This window comes from Hyphomonas sp. BRH_c22 (genome assembly GCF_000961795.1).
Lineage (GTDB): Bacteria > Pseudomonadota > Alphaproteobacteria > Caulobacterales > Hyphomonadaceae > Hyphomonas.
This window is the reverse complement of sequence record NZ_LADU01000090.1, coordinates 89,180-105,540: the sequence shown is the minus strand read 5'-3', so window position 1 is coordinate 105,540 and position 16,361 is coordinate 89,180. Positions and strand designations below refer to the sequence as shown.

The following is a 16,361-nucleotide window of genomic DNA, read 5'->3' as shown; positions in this document are numbered from 1 at the left end:
TACACAAGAGGTTTCATGGCGCCTGAAAAAACCACGCAAAAAGCCCGGAGCGACAGCGCCCGCGCCAGCCTGCTGAAGGCGGGACGGGAGCTGTTCGGAAGAAACGGCTTCATTTCAACGGCGGTGAACGACATTTCCGCGGCAGCAGGCATGTCGAAAAGTGGCCTTCTGCATCACTTCCCGTCAAAAGCAGCGCTGTTCGAAGCCGTGTTCGAGGAAGAGGAAATGCGGCTCGTGGCGCGCGTCGCCGCAGAAGTGGGCGCCGCGCCGAACGCACGCGAGCGCATGCGGCAAGGCGCGCGGGCGCTGCTCGACGCACTGAATGACTCTGTGTCACGTCAGATCGTGCTGATCGATGGACCGGCCGTGCTCGGCTGGGCAGTCTGGCGGCGGATCGAAGGGGAACACGGGATCGCCCTTATCGAGGCCACGCTGAAAGAGGCACAGGCAGAAGGCAGCCTCGCCCGCCTGCCCGGCAGCGCCTTTTCCCGCATGTTTCTCAGCGCGCTGCATGAAGGCGCCTTCAGCATTATCGAGGATGAAACGCAGCGGCCTGCCGTGGAAATCATGCTGGATCAGATGATCGAGGGCCTGTTCGACAGGGGCTGATGCCGTGCGCAGGCGGCCGCAACGCTGTAAAGCCGCAATCACAGGGGCCAGCGCCTAGCGGGGGCGGTGCTCCGTGCCCTCCCCGGCCGTGATGAAGACGGCGGTCGCGCTCTCCGGCACGTCGGCGATGTGCCAGACGCCGGGCGGGTTGATGGCATACTCGCCGGGCGACAGGGTGACGGATTGCGTGCGCCCGTCCGGGTATTCCTGGTACAGGGTCATGCTGCCAGCCGTGCAGAGCACGATCTCGGCACCTTGCGGGTGGACTTCCCAGCCCGCCCAGTCTTCGGTGAACGTGTGCATCGACACGAGACGGCCCTCGATGCCGTCATGCGGATGCAGCTCGCCATAGCGCTCATACCATTCCATTCCGCCCGTCATTGCCGGCAGGATGTGCGCCGTGGCGCCATGGCCGAGATGGATCGGGTACTGGCTGAGCTGTTTGGACGTTGTCATGCGGGCCTCCTGATGGGGACAGCCTAGCATTGCCGACCGCACAATCAACTTTTCCAGAAAGCCATGCAAGACGTCACCAGGACGTCAGGCCTTTGCGACCTGCCCCGGACGCGTGCCCGTCCAGCGATGGAAGGCGCGGGAGAATGACGAGGGATCCGAGAAGCCGACGAGATAGGCAGTCTCGTTGACGGAGACTTTCTCGCCGGAGAGGTAATGCAGCGCCATTCTTTGACGCAGGGAATCGAGCAGTGCGTCGAAACTGGTGCCTTCGACCTTGAGCTGGCGGTAGAGGGTCTGGCGGCTGATGCCAATGCGCGCGGCGACGCTGTCCATCGTCACGTCACCGGTGTGAAGGACAGGCAGGATGATCGCCTCGACGCGCGCGGCGACGCCCTGCGCCGCATCGAGCGATTTCATCAATTCATCGGCCCGCACGCTAAGCGAACCGAAGACGTAACGCGGCGTCTTTGACAGGCGCCGCGTGAAGAAGGCCTCCGTGATCTCCATGGCATTCCGACTGGCGCCAAAGGTGACTGGCACGCCGAGAATGCGCTCATAGTGTTTGGCATGGCCCGGAGCGGCATGGGTGACTTCTGCAGAGCAATAGAGCGGCGTGTTAGGAAAATAGTACTGGGTGCCGCAGATGAAGCGGGCAAGCGTCGACTCGGTGAGTTCCGGAAATTCGTTCGGATTCCTGCGCGTGTCGATGATGAATGCGCGGCGGCCTTCCCGCGAGATCACGAACCGGTCGCCATCCGAGGGTGCCGTCGTATCGATGACAAGGCGTCCGTAGCGGTTCATCTGGCGGAACGCGTCCGGCATGTCGGACGCCGCGTGACTGATCAGCCCCACGATCGACAGGTCGTCGAACCGTATGGTCGATCCGAACAGGAGCCCCAGCGTGGGTTCGCCGGACAATTCCTTTCCGGCGCGCATCAGGGTCTTGAAGGCGGTCAGCGCAATGCGTGCATCCGGATCGGTGAGGTCTGCACCGGTGATGCCGGCACGCGCCAGCAGGGTCTCGCGCGGCGCACCGTGCGAGACGGCAAGATCAAGAAGGCCCGAGGCATAGCCAGCAGACACCGTGGCCCTGGCCGTCATTGGAGAGCCGCCTGATTGTTACTGTGCGTCATGATAATGTCGCCAAGTGTCATGGGGGCAGGGTCGCCCGTCCGGTAAGTTGTCGCAAGACCTATAACAGCCGGAGTGAAAACGAAATGACCGATAGCGCCGCCACTACGCGTTCGCGTCCCCTGATTGATCCACGCAAGGCATTGTCCTTTGCGGGCGCCGTGTGGTTCGTGACGGCCGCGATCGGCCAATTGGCCTTCGTACTGTATATCGCGGCCTTCTATTACGTCTCCACGTTCCAGGGCGACTTCGCGCGAATGGACAGCCGAGTTATCCACGGCTTCATCAATGGCGACTTGCTGGGCAACGCCCTGTTCCTGTCGCATGTGCTGCTGGCCTTCTGGATTACCGCGAGCGGGCCGATGCAATTCATCCCGCAGGTGCGCAACCGGTTCCGAACCTTCCACCGCTGGAATGGGCGCTTTTATCTGACCGTCGCACTGCTCACAAGTTCAGGCGCCCTCATGCTCACCTACCTTCGCCCTCATTTCGGATCGCCTGCCCTGCTGTTCGTGAACACGGCGGATGGTGTGTTAATCATCGCGTTCGGATGTCTCGCCCTGAGGGCCGCCCTAAAACGTCGCTTCGACGACCACCGGCGCTGGGCATTGCGCATGTTTATCGCGGTTAGCGGCGTGTGGTTTTTCCGTCTCGGCTACGGATTCTATTTCTTCATCACGGCAGGAGAGATGCCAGGATCGCACAATCTGTCAGGCCCTGCAGACATTGCGGTCGCCAGCACATGGATTTTTGCGCTGGCCGGACTGGAATTCTACCTGCTCGCCCAGAGACGCCGGTCAGGCGCCATCAAACTAGTAGCCGCCGCGATGGCGATCGCGGCGGCTGGAGCAGTTCTGGTGAGCAGCTATTTCGCTGCCCATATGTTCTGGCTGCCAACACTGGCCGCCTAGACGCTGCGCTTACGACCGCGCCGGGACCCTAGTAATCCGGGTTCGACTTGGCGTGGCGTTTGCGCTCGTGCGGGTCGAGATAGATCTTGCGCAGCCGGATATTGCTGGGCGTGACTTCGACCAGTTCGTCGTCGGCAATATAGGCCAGCGACTTTTCCAGCGTCATCTGGATCGGCGGCGTGAGGCGCACGGCCTCGTCGGTACCGGACGCGCGCATATTGGTGAGCTTCTTGCCCTTCAGGACGTTCACTTCCAGATCATTGTCGCGCGTATGCTGGCCAATGATCATGCCGGCATAGACCTTGTCGCCCGGATTGATGATCATCGGACCACGGTCTTCAAGGTTCCAGAGGGCGAAGGCCACGGCCTCGCCCTGCTCCATGGCGATCAAAACGCCCGTGTGACGGCCCTGGATGCGGCCCTTGTGCGGGGCGTATTCATGGAACACGCGGTTCATGATGGCGGTGCCGCGCGTGTCGGACAGGAGTTCGCCCTGATAGCCGATCAGGCCGCGCGTCGGCGCGTGGAACACCATGCGCGTGCGGCCAACACCGGACGGGCGCATGTCGAGCATGTCGGCTTTGCGCTCTGACAATTTCTGCACGACGATGCCGGAATGATCGTCATCCACGTCGATTACGACTTCCTCGATTGGCTCGAGTTTCTCGCCGTTCGGGCCTTCCTGCATGACGACCTGCGGGCGCGACACGCCGAGTTCGAATCCTTCGCGGCGCATCGTCTCGATCAGCACGGCGAGCTGGAGTTCACCCCGGCCTGACACGGTGAAGGCTTCGGCGTCGGTGGCGCGGTCGACTTTCAGCGCGACGTTGCCTTCGGCTTCCTTGACGAGGCGGTCCCAGATGATGCGGGAGGTCACTTTCGTGCCCTCGGTACCGGCATAGGGGCTGTCATTGACGCGGAAGGTCATCGAGATGGTCGGCGGGTCGATCGGCTGGGCTTCGATCGGGGTCGTGACGGACGGGTCGCAGAACGTGTCGGCGACGTTGGCCTTGGTCATGCCGGCGAGCGAGACGATGTCGCCTGCGACGCCTTCTTCGACCGGGATGCGCTCGAGACCGCGGAAGGCGAGGACTTTCGAAATACGCCCCTGTTCGACGAGCGAACCGTCACGGGCGAGAACCTTGACCTGCTGGTTCGGCTTGACCGTGCCGGACGTGATGCGGCCGGTCAGGATGCGGCCGAGGAACGGGTCGGACGAAATCGTGGTGGCGAGTAGGCGGAACGGGCCTTCTTCAACTTTCGGTGTCGGCACGTGGTCGACAACCATCTGGAACAGCGCATCCATGTTGGTGGTCGGATTCTCGTATTCAGTGTTCATCCAGCCCTGCTTGGCCGAGCCGTACAGGATCGGGAAGTCGAGTTGCTCCTCGCTGGCATCGAGATTGGCGAACAGGTCGAAGACTTCGTTGATGACTTCGTCCGGGCGGCGTTCGGGCTTGTCGATCTTGTTGACCGCCACGATCGGGCGCAGGCCGACTTTCAGGGCCTTGGAAACCACGAACTTGGTCTGCGGCATGGGGCCTTCGGAAGCATCGACAAGAACGATGGCGCCGTCGACCATCTGGAGGATACGTTCGACCTCACCGCCAAAGTCGGCGTGTCCGGGCGTGTCGACGATGTTGATCCGGTAGCCATTCCATTCAACCGAGGTTGTCTTGGCGAGGATTGTGATGCCGCGCTCGCGCTCGATATCGTTGGAATCCATTGCGCGCTCGACGGTTTTCTCGTTCTCGCGATAGGTGCCGGACTGTTTGAGCAGTTCGTCCACGAGCGTGGTCTTGCCGTGGTCGACGTGGGCGATGATCGCGATATTGCGCATTTTCTCGATGGACTGGGACATAGGTATGATAGGCTTTCGGGAGGAGGAATCGGGTGTCTGGTGCGCGCCCTAGCCGAATATGCGGGTTTTGACTATGGGGGATGGGCAGGATCGCTTGTGGCGGCTAAGCAATTCCCATCCATCACAAACCCGGTAGTGTCCCGATCCATGACAAATTCAAACGATATGCCGCTCGCGGCAAAGCCTCTCGACCGCGCCGCGCATCGCCGGACAGACGAAGCCTGGCTTCAGACTGCCATGCAGCAGGACGATGCCTTGTTCTTCCTGATGCGCAAGGGTGACCCCTTCGTCGAAAAGCGCGGCCTGTTCTGGATGGGGCCGGAAGCGCGCAAACTGTCGCCGGCCTCCCCGACTGTGTTCATGGGTGAAGACAAGCAGGGCGCGCCGGTGTTTGCTCTGAACCTTCCTGACGCGTTCGACGTCGAAGAGTCGCTGATTGCGGGGGCCGGCACGTTCAGTGAATTCCGCATGGCCGCCGGCGCCATGGCCGACATGGAGGCCAATCTTGTTTCGACCGCGCGCAGCGTGTTCCTGTGGCATGCAAGCCATGGCCATTGCGCCAAGTGCGGCGGACGGGTCGGCGTGGTGGATGCCGGGTGGAAAACCCAGTGCCCGGAATGCGGCACCGAACATTTCCCGCGCACGGACCCGGTCGCGATCATGCTGGCCGTGAAGGATGGCAAATGCCTGATCGGACGACAGGCCATGTGGCCGGCCGGTTTCATGTCGTGCCTGGCAGGGTTTTGCGAACCCGGCGAAACCATCGAACAGGCGGCGGCACGCGAACTGTTCGAGGAGGCGGGCATCAAGTGTGATCCGGCGAGCGCGGAATATATCGCATGCCAACCCTGGCCCTTCCCTTCTTCGCTCATGGTCGGCCTGATTCTGGAGGCCGAAAATTTCGAGATTACGCTCGATAAAAACGAGATCGATGAGGCAAGATGGATCACGCGCGCCGAAGCACGCGAAATAATTTCCGGACAACATGCTGAACTTTTCTGCCCGCCAAAGATGGCAATTGCGCATCATATATTGAGAACTTGGGCCCTTCGCGACGACTAGTCGTATACGGATCGTTTTTTCCGCTCGCGCGTCAGGTGAAAATCAAGAGTTGATTTCCCGCGAATCACAATATTATTGGCATGCCACTGACAGGAGATCGGAAATGGCAATTGCAAAAAAACCTGCCGCCAAAAAGCCGGCAGCAAAACCAGCCGCAAAGCCAGCAGCGAAAAAAGCTGCTGCCAAACCGGCGACAAAGACTGCGACCAAGACCGCTGCGAAACCAGCTGCCAAGAAGCCGGCCGTTAAAAAGCCCGCTGCCAAGGCTGCTGCAAAACCAGCCGTGAAAAAAGCCGCTGCGAAGCCAGCCGCGAAAAAGCCTGCTGCAAAGAAGCCGGCCGCCAAAAAGAAATAAGTCTGCGGACAAGTTTTGAAAGACGGGCGAGCATGTCTCGCCCGTTTTTTTATGGAGAATCAGGGAATTGCAGCTGCTTGATGGAACCCCCGCGCCCGCGACGAGCGCGGGGGCCATCCTGCCGGGCAGTCAAATGAAGGGCTGCCTGCCCGACCGGACCATTGCTGGCCGACCTAGAATTTCAGGACGTAGGCAACGTCGATCACATCGACCGAGTCATCATAGTCGAGATAGGTGTAGCCAACGCGGATTCCCTGGTTAGGGGCGAAGTAGTAGTTGCCACCCAGGCCAAGGGCCGCAGCGTCATCGTCGGCCGAAGCGGACACGCCGCCCGCCGATGCCTTGATCTCGGTGCTTACGTATCCGACCCGGCCGAATACATCTGCCTTTTCGGAAAATGGAATGCGGCCGACGGCATAGGCGCCGTAGGAGCTTTCCAGTTCAACGTCCGCACTGACACCGGCAATCGTCGTGGACTCGTCGGCAACGCCGATAGCCCCTTCGATTTCGGCGCCGAGGAATTCGCTGAAGTTGTAGCCGCCACGCAGCTGGACGGCACCGAGGTCGGCATCATCCGCACTATAGTTGCCGTAACCGATCGTGCCGTAAAAGCCGGTGTCCTGAGCAAGGGCAGGTGCAGCGGCGAACGCAGCGAGAGTCATGGCCGTGGTGATTGCAAGTTTCATGGGAGATATTCCTTTTGTTATCCCGTCTCCGGGAGACCGGAATCTAGCGATTGATTGTGGCAAGTTGCGTGAATTCTGATTCATGTTTGCTGACGGACGAAATGTGTTGCGGCCGGGCAACGGTGCCCCTTCCGGGTCTTGAGAATTCACGAAAAAAAGCAGACGGCCCGCCGCGGGAATGCGGCAGGCCGTTGGCAATTACCGATTCAGATATGTGGCGAAATGTGCCTTAATGGTTAAGCGCAGACCATTCGGTATCGGCCCGGGATATAAAACCCGGAATGTCCGCGTTCCATTTATCCTGGATGTCGGAATTGTAATTCAGGTAGAGCTTGCCATCGACAATCTTCCAGTAGCGTGCATCGCCTTTGGCATGCTTGCCGTCAGCCATCGCCCACGCGCAGTAGCCGCCATATTGCGGCGCGTAAGCGTCCGGGTCTGCCAGGAAAGCGTCACGGTGCGCGGCACTTGAGAACAGGAAGGTTGCGCCCTTGTATTCGGCGCTGAAATTCTTGTCGCCCTTCTCCGGCGAGCCACTCTCGAAATAGGCAACAGGATCATATCCTTGCAGTGCCGTACTGGAGAACCGCCCGGTATAGATCGCAGGCTCTGCCGATGCGGCTGGTGCAAACGTGATGGCAGGCGAAACGGCCAGAAGGGCCGCAAGAAGCAAGGCGCGAGGTTTCATGATGGTATTCACTTTCTGTCTCCTGGAAGGAAAAGGGAAGTCGCCGGGACCTGGTAGGGAAGCTTCGAGGGGTGAGGTGGGGACGCTCTCGAAGGGTGGTCCCGGCGACAGGGCAACAACTCAGACGGGGTGGATCCGGGTTGTCGCGATCGGGTTTGTGGACGCCGGATCAGGCAGGATGGCGGCGCGCAGTCCGCCAAGAATGGACAGCAGCGTCCTGCGCCGCGCGATGAGCAGCAGGAGCGATCCGGTCCAGACCGTGACAGCCATGGCAAACAGGCCGCCACCATCATTGTTCGGATCGATGCCAAGCGGCGTGAGAAGGTGGAAACTGACAGCGCCGCTCATGACGGCCACGGCGATCAGCGCGCCGAGTGTCTGCAGGCGGCGAAAGGCCGGGAACACGCCGAGAAGGAGCAGCGCCGAGGCTACCAGCTCAGCCGTTCCGATGACGTACTGGCTGAACAGTCCGCTCTGGGCGAACAGGCCGCCCGCGCCGAAACTGCCTGCCCAGGCATCAAGCCGGCCAAAGATGACCTGCGTCTCCGGCGCGTTGGTGAACTTGTAGCGCAGGCTGTCCAGGAAGACCGCCGAGGCGATCAGGCTGAAGACGTACGGCGCGTAGGCCTTTATCTTGTCAAACATGGAAAGTGTCCCTCACCTTTTGATGCCTTGTTTTCTCATGGACAGGCCCTCTCCGGCAAAACAAACGCCTGTGAGCACCACCCACGATTACGTGAGTTGGCGTCAGCGGCCGTCCCCGGCGCAGGCGCGGGTACACGGCGCCCAGGCGAACGGCTTGTAGGGTGGGTTCAGCGGTGTCTCGGCGACATGGTTGGTATAGTTGGAGATGGTCTTCAGCGCGACACCAAGGATGACGCCGAGGATGGCGCTCTTGTCCCATCCGGCCTTGAGGAAGACGGTGACGTCCGCATCCGACACAAAGCCCCGCTGGCGCACCATGCGGCGGGTGAACAGGCGCAGGCCTTCCAGACGCGGATCGGGCAGTGGCTGGTTGTTACGGACGGCTTCGATGACCGTCATGTCCAGCCCGGCTGCCGCAGACGCAGCCGAATGCGCCGCGACGCAGAAATGGCAGGTGTTTTCGATACTCACCGTCAGAAGCACGACCTGCCGCTCCAGCGGGGTGAACCCGGCCGTGTCAAAGATGCGCGACAGGCTGAGATAGGCATCCAGGGCGGCCGGGTTTTCGGCCAGCACGCCCAGCATGTTGGGGATCATGCCGTTTGCGGCCTTGACCGCTTCCAGCGCGGGACGCGCCGCCGCTGGCGCAGAGGCTTCATCGTGAATGTTCAGCTTGCTCATGATCGCACCATTTCTCGGTCTGGAGAGCGGACGGGATGGGTGTTTCGTCCTTATGTGAAGCTATTTAGACCCAATCCCCCTTCGCAGAACGCGGACAGTCCCCATATGCTTCATTCGAAATACGCATAGGAGACACTGGGGTGGACCGTATTGATGCCATGCGCCTGTTCATTCGCGTTGCGGATGCAGGCAGTTTTTCCAAGGCGGCGAGCGATCTCGGCCTCGGCCAGCCAACCGTTTCGCGGCGCATCCAGGAACTGGAAGCCAGCCTCGACGCGACCCTCTTCCTCCGGACGACGCGCTCGCTGAGCCTGACTGAAGCCGGCGACCGGTTCTATAAGCGCGCCCACGACATTCTCGCAGAATATGACGATGCGGAAGCCGAGGCGCGGGGGCTCGATCACGAACCGGTCGGATTGCTGCGGATCTCCTGTGTTTCCTCGATGGCCCGGCTCGTGATCGGCCCACGGATCGCCAGCTTCATGAAAATGTACCCGCATATCCGCGTCGATGTGCTGACTGACGACACCTACACTGACCTTGTCGGCGAGGGCGTGGACCTGGCCTTCAGGATCGGCACGCTGGTTGATTCAAGCCTGATGGCGAAAAAGGTGGGCGAGTCGCCGCGATCGCTCTGGGCTTCCCCGGAATACCTTGCCGCGCGCGGGACACCGCAGCATCCCCGGGACCTGGCTGAGCATGATGCGGTCCTGTTCCGGCAGACAGCGACGAACGAGTGGGTGCTGAGCCGTGATGGCGAGACCGTCAGCGTGAAGGTTGATGGCCGGTTCAAGGCGTCGTCAGGTGACCTGCTGCTGCAGGCGGCCCAGTCCGGCCTCGGCCTGTTCCTTGCGGCGAGCTGGCTTGTGTCTGACTGCGTGAATGATGGCAGCCTGGTGCGCGTGATGCCGGAATGGACCGCTACGCCGAGCCCGGTCCATTGCGTGTGGACGTCCGGCAAGCTGCGCGGCAAGGCGAAACTGTTCGCCGACCATATTGCCGACGCGCTGCGGTTCGAGACCCAGACCTGCTAGAAGCCGGTGGTTGGCTTGGCCGGAAATACGCCCAGAATCTTTAGCGACTGGGAAAAGAAGCCCAGTTCTTCGAGCGCGATCTGGACCGGGCGTTCGTCGGGGTGTCCTTCGATTTCAGCATAGAACTGGGTCGCCGTGAATGAGCCGCCTATCTGGTAGCTTTCCAGCTTGGTCATGTTGATGCCATTGGTCGCAAAGCCGCCCATGACCTTGTAGAGCGCGGCAGGTATGTTGCGCACTTCGAACAGGAAGGCGGTCTTGGTCGGCCCCTCGCCCGCCTCGATTTCAGAGGGCTCGCGCGCCATGATGATGAACCGGGTCGTATTATGGGCTGCGTCCTCGATATCTTCAGCCAGAATGTCGAGACCATAGACCTTGGCGGCCAGGCGCGGGGCGATCGCCGCGACCGACCGGTTGCCGCTTTCAGCCACTTCACGCGCAGCGCCTGCCGTGTCGGCGGCGGTCACAGGTTCGATATTGTGAGCCTTGAGGAACTTGCGGCATTGGCCGAGCCCCATGATGTGGGAACGGGCCCGGGTGATCTCGTCCAGTTTAACGCCCGGCAGGCCCATCAGCTGGAACCGAATCGGCAAATAGTGCTCGCCAACGATCTGAAGGCTTGTGGTCGGCAGCAGATAATGAATGTCACCGACCCGGCCGGCGATCGTGTTCTCGACCGGAATCATGGCGAGTTCGGCCTCGCCCTTCTCGACAGCCGTGAAGCAATCCTCAAATGTGCGGCAAGGAAGCGGCGACAAGCGCGGATAGGCCTCGTTGCAGGCAATATGGGAGTTTGCCCCGGGTTCACCCTGATACGCGATGTGATTGGCCATTCGGCGTCCTTTTTTGCGGGTCCGACATGCGTCGGATCGCCGCGAAGAAAGCAGAAGCGTCCCTTCCTCGCAGCCTTTATGTTGTCTGTACTCCGTTAGCGTGCCAAAAGGCGCGCGCCAAGACACATGACAAGATAGATTCGAAGGATTGCCCCAATGGGAGAACTCGGTGTCAACAAGATCCTCGGCGCGTTGCTAGCCACCGCGCTGGGCCTGATGGGCCTGCACCAGCTTTCAGGAATCGTGTTCAGCCACGGAAGCGGCGCAGAACCTCATGGCGAGGAGCACGCAGAAGCGACCTCGATGAGCGAACAGATGTGCGCGAAGTACGCCTATTGCGTCGAAGTTGCCGGCAGCGGCGGCGGAAGCGAAGTCGTTGAGGCGGTGTTCGACCTCGGCGCGGCGCTGGCCAGCGCCGATGCGTCGAAAGGCGAGCGCGCGTTCAAGGCCCAATGCTCGACCTGCCACACCATCACCGAGGGCGGCGCCAATGGCACAGGCCCGAACCTTTACGGCGTTGTCGGTGCGGCCAAGGCAGCCCATGCCGGATTCGCCTATTCGGCGGCCCTTTCCGGCATGAGCGGCGACTGGTCCTACGAGAACCTCAACGCCTGGCTGGAAAATCCCTCCGCCTATGCCCGCGGCACCTCGATGTCGTTCGCTGGCCTGCGCCGCGATCCGGACCGGGTCAACGTGATTGCCTATCTGGTCGCCAACTCGCCGAACGCCCCTGCAGCACCCGCGCCACTGGCCGCATCTGATGAGGACGGTGCGGCAGAAGGCGAAGCTGCTCCCGCCGAAGGTGAAGGGGAAGATGAAGCCCCCGCCGATGCAGCGCAAACGGAAGCTGTTGAGGGTGAAGCCACTGCTGAAGAGGCGGCGGAAGCCCCTGCAGGCGAACCGGAAGCTGAGGCCGCGCCCGCCGAAGTACCTGCCGAGGCACCTGCAACCGAAACGCCGGAAAACTAGGCGACGGGTTCAGCCATCCAGTGGGGCACCTGCCCTGCACGTTTTTCAACATCAATGCGCCGGGCCCCTAGGGGCTCGGCGTATTGCGTTTTGATCCTGGCAATCGCCTGATCCAGGGGCTCGCGGGCCACGGCCATGTGCCAGGCATTGGCGTGCAGGAGGTGATGGGCGTCGGTCATGACGCCGACATGGCCTTTCCAGAATACGAGGTCGCCCCGCTTCAGGGTGCCTGAGACGTTCCAGCCGGCAATATCATCGCCTCCCCAGGCGAACTGCAAGTCGCTGTCACGGGGCAGCAGAACGCCTGCCGATTCGAACGCCTGCTGGGTCAGGCCCGTGCAATCGAGGCCGAGACTATCGCGTCCACCCCAGAGATAGGGGGCATGAAGGTAGCGTTCGGCAACAGCGACGGCGTCGGTTTCCAGCGCGCCCAGCGGCGCCAGATGGCGCGCGTGTACCCAGCCTGCCTGTTCAGAGCGGGCATAGTCACCCTCCTGCCCCGTGATCGCGAGCTGTGCGCCAAGGCTGAGCATGGCATTCACGGGTGATTTCAGGTCCGGAGCGGTATAGGCAAAGGTTCGAAGCGCCGTGACCTTGTGGGTAGGCGTCGTGATCGCAGGCGAAAGCGAATCAGTACTCACCCAGCCGACATAATGGTCGCGCCGGCACCTGATCCGCGAATAGGCGCCCTTCGTGTCGAATACGTCAATGATCTCGCCAAGAAGCGCCTGCGTGGACAGCCGCGCTGAAGCATCAGGCGCCTCGCGGACGGCCGCCGAGGCCACGATGACCTGCAAAGGCTTGGCTGGCCCCGCAGGGCGCGCCAGTCGGCTGTCAGTCAGTTCAGGCATGCGCATTGGCCCCGGCAGGAAGGCGCCTAAGCGGCTGCGGAGGACTTTCCGCCGCGCCGTGGCGCCAGATCTTCGTCACTTTCACCTGAAGCTGCGGCCAGAACAAGGCCGGCAAAGGCCCGAAGATAGGTCATTCCGGCGGGTGTGCGCTCGATGAAGATATTGCGCAGGTCGTTGTCATCCTTGACGCGGCGTATGAAATCCAGCCGCGACAGGGTGTCCAGGGCGCGCGTGACGGCGGGTTTTGCGATGTCGAGATGGTCTGCCAGGCCACGCACTGTGTGGGGGCCGGGTGCAAGCGCGATGGTCATCAGGATGGCCTGCTGGCGCGCCGTCAGGTCCGGCGCGTCCGAACGCACGGAAGCGGTGACCGCCCGCCGCCAAAGTTCCAGTCCGCCGCGTTCCGACAATTCCATCTACTATTCCTCTCGATTCGCCTCAGAAACGAATCTCGGGTGATTTGCGCAACCCGTCTAGGCCGGAAACGGGCGTTAACCGCTTGCCCCTTCACATTCGGTGCAAAACACACGACATTGCCGTCATGGCCAATGCGCATACCCAAGATCACGTTCACGCCAATACGCCCTGCAGCCCCCAGGATGTGGAGACGTTCCTTAACGACGCCGAAGCGCTGGTGATGCGCCAGGGCGCGCGGATGACCCGTATCCGCCGCAAGGTATTGCGGCTGCTGCTGGAGAGCGCCGAGCCGGCCAAGGCGTATGACCTGCTGGCGAATCTCGACGGAGAAGGATCGGCCAAACCGCCGACCGTTTACCGCGCGCTCGATTTCCTCCAGGAGTCGGGCCTCGCCCACAAGATCGAAAGCCTCAACGCGTATGTCGCGTGCGGCCATACCAGCCACAGCCATTCAGCCGTTTTCCTGATCTGTGACACATGCGGCGGCGCAGAAGAATTGCACGCCGTCGCAACCAATGAGGCATTGCAGGCCGAGACGACGGCGGCTGGATTTAAAATGACACGCGCGGTCGTCGAAGTGCGTGGCACCTGCCGGGAATGTAACGCGTGATCACACTCTGGCGGGGGAGTTGCAACCAATGGGATTGCGACGAGATGGGGCACATGAATGTGCGCCTCTATATCGAAAAGCAGATGGAAGGGCTTGCCACGTTCAGCCATGAACTGGCGATGCCGCACGCTTTCCAGGAAGATGCCCCATCGACCCTTGTGCCGGTGGATCAGCATGTGCGGTTTATCCGCGAAGTGCTGCCCGGCCGTCCGATCAGCATGAATGGCTGTGTGGTGAGCGTGGGTACGAATGACGCCGTCTTTTACCAGGAACTGCGCCACCATGATGGCGCGCTGTCAGCGTCCTTCCTTACGCGCATGGAGCATATCGATACCAAGGGACGCGAAGCCTTCCCCTGGAGCACACGGGCCCGCCTTGCCCTGGAAGCGCATCTCGATCAGCCGCCCGCCGAAGCCGCGCCGCGCTCGTTTGATCCGGATGCGCCGACACTTGCGACCGAAGACATCCGTATCGAGACGCCGCGCGAACTGGGCATACCTCTCATAGGCAAGGGCGCGGTTCCGCAGCATCATATTGACGTCAACGGACGGATGGCGCCGGGTTGGATCATCGGGCGGATTTCCGACAGCGTGCCAAACCTTCTCTATGATTGGCGCCAGCAGGTGGCCGCCGCCGCTGGCGGACGCCGGATGGGGGCTGCAGTCCTCGAAAACCGGCTGCGTTACCATCGCTGGCCGAAAGTGGGCGACGCATTCGAAATCCATACCTCGCTGGGCTGGACGGCCGAGAAAACGCATTCGCTGGTGCACTGGATGATGGACCCTGGGACTGGCCTGCCCTGGGCAACCAGCCAGGTTGTAGCGATCACGCTGGACCTGGACGCACGCAAGGCGATCCCCTCGCCGCCCCGTATGCTGGAAGACCTTGAACGGCTCGCGCCGCGCGGCCTGTCGCTCTAGAGATACTCAGCCATGATCTCGGCGATGCGGGGAATGTCGGCCTGGCGCAGGCCCGCAATATTGATGCGGCCGGATGCCGGAAGGTAAAGACCGTGCTTCTCGCGCATGTCCTTTGCCGCTTCAGGCGTGACCGGGATCTGGCTGAACATGCCATTCTGTTCGGCCAGCGCCGCAAGTCGGTTCGAGCCGGTTTTCGCCACGAGGGCGTCTGACAATGCCTTGCGAAGGGCGATCATGCGTTCCCGCATTTCTGTCAGTTCCGCCTCCCACTCTGCACGCAAAGCCGGGTCGCCGAGAATCGTGGCAACAATGGCTGCGCCATGGGCCGGCGGCATGGAATAGCTGGTGCGCGAAATGTCGGCCACATGCGTCATGACGGCGTCAGCGGCCCGTTTTGTATAGGCCTGGCCAAGGAAGCACCCTGTGCGTTCGCGGTAGAGGCCGAAATTCTTCGAACAGGAATAGGAGACCATCGAGTCTTCGGCGATCTTGAGGAAGAGGCGCGCGCCCTCCATGTCGCTCTCAAGGCCGCCCGCAAAGCCGTGATAGGCAATATCGAGCATGGGAATGACGCCGCGCTCGACGGTCAGCATGGCCAGATCGATCCATTGCTGAACGCTGAGGTCGATGCCGGTCGGATTGTGGCAAGGCCCCTGAATGATGATGCCATCACCGCGCCGTGTGCTTGCCAGGCTGGCCATCAGGCTTTCGAAATCAACGCGTCCCGTTTCGGAATCCGCATAGTCATATTCGGCCACATCGAGGCCTGTATTCTTCACGAGGTTTGAATGGTTCGGCCAGGTCGGGCGGCTGAGCCAGACGGTTTTCACGCCAAGCCGTTTCATCAGGCCAACGCCAAGATAGAGCGCGCCGCAGCCGCCAGGCGTTGTCATGGAAACCAAACGCCCCTTCTCGATCAGGTGGGAACTGTCGCCGAACACGAAGCGTTCGATGGCGGCGCAGAAATCCGGGTTGCCGCGCGGGCCTTCGTACACTTTGGTCGTCTGCTGCTTCAGGATAATCGCTTCAGCCTTCGCCACCGCGTACATGACGGGCGTGTGCCCCATATCGTCCTTGTAGACGCCGACACCGAGATCGAACTTCACCGCGCGCTTGTCTTCGCGATAGGCGGTCATCAGGCCAAGCAGCGCATCCGGCGGGAGCGCGTTGAGGGATTCAAATGCGGGGTTCATGGCGTGTCCTAAGGGATGGATAGTTTCAAACGTAACCAATAGAGCCTGACACCCACGCAGGCAACATGGCGCGGCCGTATCGCGTGGGCACTCTTGCACATTGTGCTGATGTGCCCGATGCAATGGCCCAACCGAAAACGCTTATCAATGGGAGTTCGACCATGCCTGCCTATGTCATCCTGATCAGAGAACGCATGCGCGATGAAGACGCCATGGCCCGCTATGCCGAAGCCGCCAAGGGTGTGCGCGGCGATCACAAGATCACGCCGCTGGCCTTCTATGGCGCACATGAGGTGCGTGAAGGCGCCGATGCCGACGGCGTGGTGATTCTCAGCTTCCCGGACATGGCCGCCGCCAAGGCCTGGTATGACAGCCCGGAATACACCGCCGCGCGGGAACACCGCTATCAGGCGGCGGACTACCGTGTGATTTTCGTCGAAGGCGTGTAG

20 protein-coding genes are annotated in these 16,361 nt (G+C 61.5%); 9 read left to right on the top strand and 11 right to left on the bottom strand.

The annotated features are described in order from the left end of the window. The first annotated feature begins 15 nt into the window (after positions 1–15). Positions 16–609 (top strand): TetR/AcrR family transcriptional regulator, encoded by a 594-nt coding sequence (locus tag VR74_RS12325; protein WP_299950360.1) that lies wholly within the window; start codon positions 16–18, stop codon positions 607–609. A gap of 54 nt (positions 610–663) precedes the next feature. On the opposite strand, the gene VR74_RS12320 is transcribed toward VR74_RS12325, so the two are convergent. Continuing rightward, positions 664–1,065 (bottom strand): cupin domain-containing protein, encoded by a 402-nt coding sequence (locus VR74_RS12320; protein WP_045697194.1) that lies wholly within the window; start codon positions 1,063–1,065, stop codon positions 664–666. Positions 1,066–1,149: 84 nt separating this feature from the next. After that, positions 1,150–2,166 (bottom strand): AraC family transcriptional regulator, encoded by a 1,017-nt coding sequence (locus VR74_RS12315; RefSeq protein WP_045697192.1) that lies wholly within the window; start codon positions 2,164–2,166, stop codon positions 1,150–1,152. Between the two features lie 116 nt (positions 2,167–2,282). Between VR74_RS12315 and VR74_RS12310 the strand changes: the two genes are divergently transcribed. Beyond that, a complete protein-coding gene (locus tag VR74_RS12310; RefSeq protein ID WP_299950359.1) occupies positions 2,283–3,107 on the top strand; it encodes a DUF2306 domain-containing protein in 825 nt (274 codons plus the stop codon). Positions 3,108–3,135: 28 nt separating this feature from the next. Here VR74_RS12310 and typA read toward each other — a convergent pair whose 3' ends face one another. Next, positions 3,136–4,968, bottom strand: coding sequence for a translational GTPase TypA (gene typA, locus VR74_RS12305; protein ID WP_045697190.1), 1,833 nt, complete (start codon positions 4,966–4,968; stop codon positions 3,136–3,138). 147 nt (positions 4,969–5,115) lie between these two features. On the opposite strand from typA, the gene nudC reads away from it, so the two are divergent. Together nudC and VR74_RS12295 are read left to right on the top strand one after the other, a co-directional pair. Further along, entirely contained in the window at positions 5,116–6,030 is a 915-nt protein-coding gene (gene nudC, locus VR74_RS12300) for an NAD(+) diphosphatase (RefSeq protein WP_299950357.1), read from the top strand. A 103-nt stretch (positions 6,031–6,133) separates the two neighbouring features. Beyond that, complete coding sequence (locus VR74_RS12295) at positions 6,134–6,385, top strand: hypothetical protein (RefSeq protein WP_045697187.1); 252 nt, start codon at positions 6,134–6,136, stop codon at positions 6,383–6,385. 173 nt (positions 6,386–6,558) lie between these two features. On the opposite strand, the gene VR74_RS12290 is transcribed toward VR74_RS12295, so the two are convergent. From VR74_RS12290 to VR74_RS12275, 4 genes are all read right to left on the bottom strand, one after another. Beyond that, positions 6,559–7,071, bottom strand: coding sequence for an outer membrane beta-barrel protein (locus VR74_RS12290; RefSeq protein ID WP_299950355.1), 513 nt, complete (start codon positions 7,069–7,071; stop codon positions 6,559–6,561). A gap of 229 nt (positions 7,072–7,300) precedes the next feature. Continuing rightward, on the bottom strand, positions 7,301–7,759 hold the full coding sequence (locus VR74_RS12285) for a YHS domain-containing (seleno)protein (RefSeq protein WP_045697250.1): 459 nt from the start codon (positions 7,757–7,759) through the stop codon (positions 7,301–7,303). Between the two features lie 120 nt (positions 7,760–7,879). Next, positions 7,880–8,404: a hypothetical protein gene (locus tag VR74_RS12280; protein ID WP_045697185.1), complete on the bottom strand. Its 525-nt coding sequence runs from the start codon at positions 8,402–8,404 to the stop codon at positions 7,880–7,882. A gap of 102 nt (positions 8,405–8,506) precedes the next feature. After that, a complete protein-coding gene (locus VR74_RS12275; protein WP_045697184.1) occupies positions 8,507–9,085 on the bottom strand; it encodes a carboxymuconolactone decarboxylase family protein in 579 nt (192 codons plus the stop codon). Between the two features lie 140 nt (positions 9,086–9,225). Here VR74_RS12275 and VR74_RS12270 point away from each other — a divergent pair, with 140 nt between their 5' ends. Beyond that, complete coding sequence (locus VR74_RS12270; protein WP_045697182.1) at positions 9,226–10,119, top strand: LysR family transcriptional regulator; 894 nt, start codon at positions 9,226–9,228, stop codon at positions 10,117–10,119. Here the strand turns inward: VR74_RS12270 and VR74_RS12265 are convergent. Further along, positions 10,116–10,952 carry a prephenate dehydratase gene (locus tag VR74_RS12265; RefSeq protein ID WP_045697180.1) on the bottom strand — a complete coding sequence of 279 codons (837 nt, stop codon included), beginning with the start codon at positions 10,950–10,952 and terminating at the stop codon, positions 10,116–10,118. The two genes, VR74_RS12270 and VR74_RS12265, sit on opposite strands and share 4 nt — an antisense overlap. Before the next feature lie 156 nt (positions 10,953–11,108). On the opposite strand from VR74_RS12265, the gene VR74_RS12260 reads away from it, so the two are divergent. Next, on the top strand, positions 11,109–11,921 hold the full coding sequence (locus tag VR74_RS12260) for a c-type cytochrome (protein ID WP_045697178.1): 813 nt from the start codon (positions 11,109–11,111) through the stop codon (positions 11,919–11,921). Here VR74_RS12260 and VR74_RS12255 read toward each other — a convergent pair. Together VR74_RS12255 and VR74_RS12250 are read right to left on the bottom strand one after the other, a co-directional pair. Then, a complete protein-coding gene (locus VR74_RS12255; RefSeq protein ID WP_299950353.1) occupies positions 11,918–12,772 on the bottom strand; it encodes an NlpC/P60 family protein in 855 nt (284 codons plus the stop codon). The genes VR74_RS12260 and VR74_RS12255 overlap by 4 nt on opposite strands. A 26-nt stretch (positions 12,773–12,798) precedes the next feature. After that, positions 12,799–13,188 carry a MarR family transcriptional regulator gene (locus VR74_RS12250; RefSeq protein ID WP_045697175.1) on the bottom strand — a complete coding sequence of 130 codons (390 nt, stop codon included), beginning with the start codon at positions 13,186–13,188 and terminating at the stop codon, positions 12,799–12,801. A gap of 125 nt (positions 13,189–13,313) precedes the next feature. Between VR74_RS12250 and VR74_RS12245 the strand changes: the two genes are divergently transcribed. Further along, on the top strand, positions 13,314–13,799 hold the full coding sequence (locus tag VR74_RS12245; protein WP_045697173.1) for a transcriptional repressor: 486 nt from the start codon (positions 13,314–13,316) through the stop codon (positions 13,797–13,799). Further along, positions 13,796–14,719, top strand: a complete 924-nt coding sequence (locus VR74_RS12240) for a thioesterase family protein (protein ID WP_299950351.1) — start codon at positions 13,796–13,798, stop codon at positions 14,717–14,719. Before VR74_RS12245 ends, VR74_RS12240 begins: the two co-directional genes overlap by 4 nt. On the opposite strand, the gene VR74_RS12235 is transcribed toward VR74_RS12240, so the two are convergent. Beyond that, positions 14,716–15,912, bottom strand: a complete 1,197-nt coding sequence (locus tag VR74_RS12235) for an amino acid aminotransferase (RefSeq protein WP_045697169.1) — start codon at positions 15,910–15,912, stop codon at positions 14,716–14,718. The two genes, VR74_RS12240 and VR74_RS12235, sit on opposite strands and share 4 nt — an antisense overlap. Positions 15,913–16,073: 161 nt before the next feature. On the opposite strand from VR74_RS12235, the gene VR74_RS12230 reads away from it, so the two are divergent. Next, positions 16,074–16,361: a DUF1330 domain-containing protein gene (locus tag VR74_RS12230; protein WP_045697249.1), complete on the top strand. Its 288-nt coding sequence runs from the start codon at positions 16,074–16,076 to the stop codon at positions 16,359–16,361.